The sequence below is a fragment of the Pollutimonas bauzanensis genome, assembly GCF_040393045.1.
GTDB classification, from domain to species: domain Bacteria; phylum Pseudomonadota; class Gammaproteobacteria; order Burkholderiales; family Burkholderiaceae_B; genus Pollutimonas; species Pollutimonas bauzanensis_A.
In genome coordinates this window covers 1-5,935 of record NZ_JBEBUX010000185.1, presented here as the reverse complement: position 1 = coordinate 5,935, position 5,935 = coordinate 1, and the positions used below count along the sequence as shown (strand labels likewise).

Annotated in this window: 6 protein-coding genes; 2 read left to right on the top strand and 4 right to left on the bottom strand. The window is 56.7% G+C overall.

Going from position 1 to position 5,935, the window contains the following annotated elements; genetic code table 11:
- Positions 1-153: 153 nt before the first annotated feature.
- Both ABWO67_RS18795 and ABWO67_RS18790 read right to left on the bottom strand, forming a co-directional pair.
- Positions 154-648: a nucleoside 2-deoxyribosyltransferase gene (locus ABWO67_RS18795; RefSeq protein ID WP_353154703.1), complete on the bottom strand. Its 495-nt coding sequence runs from the start codon at positions 646-648 to the stop codon at positions 154-156.
- A 9-nt stretch (positions 649-657) separates the two neighbouring features.
- A complete protein-coding gene (locus ABWO67_RS18790; protein WP_353154700.1) occupies positions 658-2,157 on the bottom strand; it encodes an AMP nucleosidase in 1,500 nt (499 codons plus the stop codon).
- Between the two features lie 143 nt (positions 2,158-2,300).
- Between ABWO67_RS18790 and ABWO67_RS18785 the strand changes: the two genes are divergently transcribed.
- Positions 2,301-3,233, top strand: a complete 933-nt coding sequence (locus tag ABWO67_RS18785; RefSeq protein ID WP_353154697.1) for an AEC family transporter — start codon at positions 2,301-2,303, stop codon at positions 3,231-3,233.
- Between the two features lie 12 nt (positions 3,234-3,245).
- On the opposite strand, the gene ABWO67_RS18780 is transcribed toward ABWO67_RS18785, so the two are convergent.
- Together ABWO67_RS18780 and ABWO67_RS18775 are read right to left on the bottom strand one after the other, a co-directional pair.
- Entirely contained in the window at positions 3,246-3,974 is a 729-nt protein-coding gene (locus tag ABWO67_RS18780) for a transporter substrate-binding domain-containing protein (protein WP_353154694.1), read from the bottom strand.
- A gap of 15 nt (positions 3,975-3,989) precedes the next feature.
- Complete coding sequence (locus ABWO67_RS18775; RefSeq protein WP_353154691.1) at positions 3,990-4,277, bottom strand: 4a-hydroxytetrahydrobiopterin dehydratase; 288 nt, start codon at positions 4,275-4,277, stop codon at positions 3,990-3,992.
- 252 nt (positions 4,278-4,529) lie between these two features.
- Here ABWO67_RS18775 and ABWO67_RS18770 point away from each other — a divergent pair.
- Positions 4,530-5,935, top strand: a 1,406-nt coding sequence (locus tag ABWO67_RS18770) for a malate synthase G (RefSeq protein ID WP_353154688.1), incomplete at its 3' end; no start/stop codon positions are given.

Here is a 5,935-nt window from a genome sequence, read left to right as displayed (position 1 = left end):
CGCTGGTTCGGCGCGTACAGCGCCGAATCGGGCCACGAGGAGCAAAACACCTCCTCTCAGGACCTGACACGCGGATCAAGAAAAAATACAATCGCTAAGGACCTGGCACGCGACTTACGAAGAGATACTAATGCGACGACCTGCCAATAAAACCTAACCCAGCCCTATTTCCTGCAGACAATCCTCCGCCGACCCCACCACCACATGCGCACTGCACGCAATCATCAAATTCAGATTAAGACCGAAATCCTCAACCGTATAACCCTGCGTATCTACATAGCTTCGCGTTCCCGGCGCTTTATGCACCGCCACCTGCTCCACGAGTGAACGGGCTTGATCCGTGTACACCCAGACCGGTTTTTTCAAGGCCGTGGCATAGCCCACTTCAAATACCGTGCCCGAATCAGGCTCGGCGCCCCGGAATACATTCAGATTGGCCATCAAGATATCCGCCTCCTCGATCAGCGCAATATTGGCGTGGTATATCCAGCGGGCCAGCTCCAGCGTTGTCAGGGTCTTGGGTGCCGCGTTATCCAGCGGGTACAGGCCTTCAAAACCATACTTTTCGCAAAGCGTCTTTAACTGCCTGCCGTATTGCACAGCATCAGGACGGAATACGTCGAAGCCAGCGAGATAGATCTTTTTCACTTTCGCCTCTTACTTGAATGCGGTTTCAATAAAGCTGCGCAATTTACGCGAATGCAACCGTTCGCGAGGCATATCGCGCAGTTTTTCCAGCGCCCGTATGCCTATATGCAGGTGCTGTCCAACCTGGGTCCGATAAAAGTCGCTGGCCATGCCAGGCAGCTTCAATTCGCCATGCAAGGGCTTGTCGGATACGCACAGCAAGGTGCCATAAGGCACGCGAAAACGAAAGCCATTGGCGGCAATCGTGGCCGACTCCATGTCCAACGCAATCGCCCGCGACTGCGATAAGCGCTGCACTGGCTCGCGATGATCGCGCAGTTCCCAGTTGCGGTTGTCGATGGTGGCTACCGTGCCCGTGCGCATGATTTTTTTCAGTTCCCATCCGGACAAGCCGGCGACCTCGGCCACGGCTTCCTCCAGCGCCACCTGGATTTCGGCCAGGGGCGGCACCGGCACCCAGTTGGGCAGGTCGTCGTCCAGCACATGATCCTGGCGCACATAACCATGGGCCAGCACGTAGTCACCCAGACGCTGCGTGGTGCGCAAGCCCGCACAATGCCCCAGCATCAGCCATGCCGATGGACGCAGCACGGCAACGTGGTCGGTAATGGTTTTGGCATTTGATGGCCCCACACCGATATTGATCAGCGTAATGCCCATGTGCTTGTCGCGAACGAGGTGGTATGACGGCATTTGGGGCATACGACCCAAAGGCAGGCCGATGCGCTCGGCGTCTGGACCGGCGCCCGTAATGATGTTGCCCGGTTCCACCAGCGCGGTATAGCCACCCTCGCCCGACGCCAGGGTCTCTTTGGCCCATTGGCAAAACTCGTCGATGTAAAACTGATAATTGGTAAACAGCACGAAATTCTGAAAGTGCTGTGGCGCCGTGGCTGTGTAGTGCTGCAAGCGATGCAGGGAATAATCCACGCGCGGGGCAGTAAAAGGGGCCAACGGTAAAGGCTCGTCGGCCTTGCCATGCCATGTGCCGTTCACGATGGCGTCGTCGGTGACCACCAAGTCGGGCACATCGAAATGATCGCGCAATGAATCGCCCAATTTTTCCGAATACACGCCCTCTACATATTGCCCATCCGAGAACGAAAAGTGCAACGGAATGGGCAGGTCGGACTCGCCGATCTCGACAGGGACGCCGTGATTTTTGATCAAGAGGCCCAGTTGTTCCAGGAGATAGTCGAAATACAGGGACGGCTGAGTGACAGTCGTCATATAAACGCCCGGCTCAACCACATGGCCATATGACAGGCGGCTGTCGACCTCTTGGTAAGTATCGACCCGGATGCGTATGGCAGGGTAATAGGCCCGTATGCGCTGCTTAGGCACGAACCGCCCTTGCGCGTACTGCGCGAATCCATCTCGTATGAACGCGGTATTCCTGGCGTAGATTTCAACCAGCCGTTCTGTTGCTGCGCGCGCATCCATAAACCCCGTAAAAGGGAGGAGCGGCGGCAAAAGAGTGGGGGTGTCGGTATTCGAAGTATCAAACATGGCTGGCCACCAAACAAAATAACAATTTAGAAACGCACTATCGCACTATATGGCGAGTATGACATCTGTAGATGACGTCTTAACACGTGCGCCAATTATTTGCTTTAATACCCCACTATTCGAACCTCCTGCCAGGACTCCCCTTGAGCGTCATTATCAATGCCGTCTTTCCGCTTTTTGCGCTGATCTTGGTCGGCTATGTCAGCGGGCGAAAACGACTACTGGGGGCTGGCGCGGTCGACAGCCTGAACAAGTTCGTCGTGTGGATGGCATTGCCGGCATTGCTGTTCCAGGCTATGGCACAAATTACCTGGCAACAAATCAATCAGCCGGGCTACGTTGCCGCCAGCAGCCTGGCCATTGCCGCGGTATTTTGCGTGTCTTATATGCTGGATCGCCATCGCCGGGGACGACTGGCCGACGCCAGCATCGAAGGGCTGGCGTCGTCTTACTCGAACGCCGGCTTCATGGGCATACCGCTGTGCCTGATGGTTTTCGGCCCCGAAAGCCTGCCCGCCGTCATTATTGCCACCCTACTGACTGCCTGCGCGCTGTTTGCCTTTTCCATCGTCCTGATAGAAATCGATTTGCAGGGATCACGCAACATTCTAGCCACCACGCGCAAGGTAGTGTGGTCGCTGCTTCGAAATCCGCTAGTCGCCGCGCCGCTATTGGGCCTGGCTGTCGCTGCTATCCAGTTGCCGCTACCCTATGCTGTGTTGCAGTTCACCACGCTGCTCGGGGCGGCAGCCAGCCCCTGCGCATTGGTCACCATAGGTCTGTTCCTGGCGCAGGGCGAGCCGGCGGAACATCATGGCGCCGTATGGCGCATCGTTGCTTTAAAGCTTGTGCTGCACCCGTTCATTACCTTTGTTCTTGTACGGTGGGTTTTCGATATGCCGCCGCTTTGGGCGGCAACGGCCGTACTGCTGGCGGCCCTGCCAGTAGGCACCGGCCCGTTCATGCTGGCCAAACTGTATGAACGCGAACCCGCTACGACATCACGGGCCATTCTGATCTCGACCGTGCTGTCCCTGGCGACGGTGTCTGTTTTGGTAGCGTGGCTAAGCCCGTGAAAACGTAGCGTCTCAGGGCGCTACGCTGGCATCGCGCTGGCCGCTGTTTTCGAGCGCTTGCGCCACAAAGCCGCTGCGCTTCATGTCGCCGACAAATGACTGCAGGAACTCCCATCCCACCGTGCGCCCCTTGGGCGTTGCCATGGCCTGTTCAATTGCCGTGAAACGCCCATCGATAACCCGCAGGCCGTCGTGCGCGGCGGCAAAGGCGACCAAGGGCTGCCTGACGCCTGCAACCGTATCCAGCGACTGATCAAGAAACAAATTTATTGCCGCCGCCGACGTATCGGCCCGCACAATTTGCGCATGCTGCAAACTACGGCTGAGAAAAAGATCGTAGGCCGCTCCCTTACCTACCGCGATGCGCACATCCTTGGTGTCGACATCGTCGATAGCCCGCAAAGGCGAGTCGGATCGCACCATATAGGTACCTTCGATAATCACATAGGGCTGGGTAAACTTGGCTGTTTCGGCGCGCGCCGGATCGATTGCCATAAAGGCGATATCCCAGGCATCGGTATCGGCCGCAGCGGCAACCTTGCCAGCACCATCGTATGTAATGAATTCCGGCGATACGCCCAATTGCCGCGCCAATTCTTTGGCCAAATCCGCCGACACGCCCATGGGCGCCCCCGTTTGCGGGTGTGGCTGCGCCAGTACAGGATTGCCGAAATTAATGGCAACGCGCAATACGCCTTTAGGCGCCAAGTCATCTACAACAGCTTTCGATATCGGTTGCATAGAGTATCCGAATGATTATGCCAATTTATCCATGAACAAGGCCAAGGCCACGTCCCTTTCTGTAACGCCCTTGGCGTCGTGGGTCGTCAACGTGACGCTGACTCTGTTGTACACGTTTGTCCATTCTGGATGGTGATCCAGCTTTTCGGCCTGCATGGCTACGCAACACATAAACCCGAATGCCTCGTTGAAATTCTTGAAAATAAAGGTTTTGTGGATGGCATCCCGGCCCTCAGTTGCCGACCAGCCTTCCAACAGCAGCAGGGCAGATGGCGCACCGATCAATTTCACTTGGTTTTTCATGATCTTTCCCTTGGCATCACAGGCACTTAAAGTGCTAAATTGGGTGGTATTCTTTCCCCATTAGGTACTTTAAGTATCAAGTCCTTGAACTTTGAGTGGTGTTGAGTCCTGGAACGCGACAGTCCATAATAGGTGCGCGCCCTAACAATAGTCTACTCGTTCCAGCCTACGCCGCCTATCTTCGATATGGCGCCAGTTTCTGGGCAGGTGGCTGCGCGCCCGATACATCCCTATTCCCTACAAGGATCCAACATGACCGCCAGAACCGCATGCAAGCAGCTTCAGGTTGCTACCGAACTTCACCAATTTGTCGAGCGCGAAGCCTTGCCCGGCACCGGCGTCGCTTCCGATGCATTCTGGTCAGGTCTCGATAAACTCGTCCACGATCTGGCGCCCAAGAATCGGGCACTCTTGGCCGAACGCGATCGACTGCAGGCCGAGCTCGACAAATGGTATCAACAAAATCCAGGCCCCATCAAGAATGCGGCTGCCTACCAAGACTTCCTGCGCGAAATCGGCTACCTGCAAGAAGCGCCGGCCAACGTGCAAATTGAAACCTCAAAGATCGATACCGAGATCACACAGCAGGCAGGGCCGCAGCTGGTCGTGCCCATCACCAACGCCCGTTATGCGCTTAACGCAGCCAATGCGCGATGGGGCAGCCTATACGACGCCCTGTACGGTACCGACGCCATTTCCGAAGACGACGGGGCGACACGCGCGGGTGGCTACAACCCTGCGCGCGGCACCAAAGTCATTGCCTTTGCCCGCAAGTTCCTGGACGACAGCATCCCGCTGGCGCAAGGCTCGCATACCGACGCCACCGCCTACGCAGTCAAGGACGGCAAGTTGCAAGTCACCCTTGGCAATGGGCAAAACACAACGCTTGCGCAAGCTGACTTGTTCCAAGGTCACCGCGGCGACGCGGCAGCACCCGAAGCGCTGGTTTTCAAGCACAACGGCCTGTATTTTGAAGTCCAGATCGACAAAGCCCATCCTATCGGCAAGCAAGACTCGGCGGGTATCAAAGACGTGCTGCTGGAATCGGCCCTCACCACCATTATGGATTGCGAAGACTCCATTGCGGCCGTCGATGCAGAAGACAAGGTAGTGGCTTACCGCAACTGGCTGGGCCTGATGAACGGCACGCTGGCCGAACAGGTCGAGAAAGGCGGCAAAACCTTCACCCGTGTCCTGAATCCCGACCGCAGCTATACCGATGTCAATGGCGAAACACGCAAGCTGCATGGCCGCTCGCTGATGTTCATCCGTAACGTCGGCCATCTCATGACCAATCCGGCCATACTCGACGCACAAGGCCAGGAAGTACCCGAAGGCATACTCGACGCTGTATTTACGTCGATGATCGCCATGCACGATTTGCAGAAAGGCGGCAACTCGCGCAGCGGCTCGATTTATATCGTCAAACCCAAGATGCACGGCCCGGCGGAAGTCGCCTTTGCCAACGAACTTTTTTCGCGCACCGAAGCCCTGCTTGGACTGGCGCCCAACACCATCAAGATGGGCATCATGGATGAAGAGCGGCGCACCAGCACCAACCTGAAGGCATGTATTGCTCAGGCTCGCGAGCGCGTCGCATTCATCAATACCGGCTTCCTGGACCGCACCGGCGACGAAATGCACACATCGATGGAAGC

Excerpts from the sequence above, each read along its gene's own strand:
- ABWO67_RS18790 (WP_353154700.1), bottom strand. The coding sequence starts at position 2,157 with ATGTTTGATACTTCGAATACCGACACCCCCACTCTTTTGCCGCCGCTC.
- ABWO67_RS18780 (WP_353154694.1), bottom strand. The coding sequence starts at position 3,974 with ATGCAACCGATATCGAAAGCTGTTGTAGATGACTTGGCGCCTAAAGGC.
- ABWO67_RS18775 (WP_353154691.1), bottom strand. The coding sequence starts at position 4,277 with ATGAAAAACCAAGTGAAATTGATCGGTGCGCCATCTGCCCTGCTGCTG.